This window comes from Rhodovarius lipocyclicus, assembly GCF_009900765.1.
Classification (GTDB): Bacteria; Pseudomonadota; Alphaproteobacteria; order Acetobacterales; family Acetobacteraceae; genus Rhodovarius; species Rhodovarius lipocyclicus.
Map to the genome: position 1 here is coordinate 1 of NZ_JAAABL010000100.1, position 512 is coordinate 512.

The 512-nt window shown below is 65.2% G+C and carries 1 protein-coding gene; it reads left to right on the forward strand.

Annotated features, from left to right (window positions below; genetic code table 11):
- Window positions 1-512: IS3 family transposase (locus tag GT007_RS22110; protein ID WP_160123829.1), on the forward strand; the 512-nt coding region annotated here is incomplete at both ends.

The following is a 512-nucleotide window of genomic DNA, read 5'->3' on the forward strand; positions in this document are numbered from 1 at the left end:
AGGGCTTCTGCTGTGGGCTGCACAAGATCGAACGGCTGATGCGCCAGCAGGCGCTTCGGGCGCGGCCGCGCCGCCGCGGCCTGCCCAAAGACATCGGTGTGCGGCAACTGGCTGCCGTGCTGCCCAATATCCTGGACCGCCAGTTCGCGGCGACGCAGCCGAACCAAAAATGGGTGGCTGACTTCACCTATATCTGGACCGCCGAGGGGTGGCTCCACGTGGCCGTGGTCATCGATCTGTTCTCGCGCCGCGTCGTGGGCTGGTCGATGAGCGCCAGCATGACGGCGCAGCTCGTCGCCGATGCACTGGTCATGGCGATCTGGCGGCGCGGCAGCCCGCGGTCCGTGCTGCAGCATTCGGATCGTGGCAGCCAATATAGCGCTGACCAGTTCCAGCGCCTGATGGCCGATCATGGCATCACCTGCTCGATGAGCCGATCAGGCAATGTCTGGGACAACGCCGCGATGGAGAGTTTCTTCTCGTCGCTCAAGACCGAACGCGTCAGAGCCCGC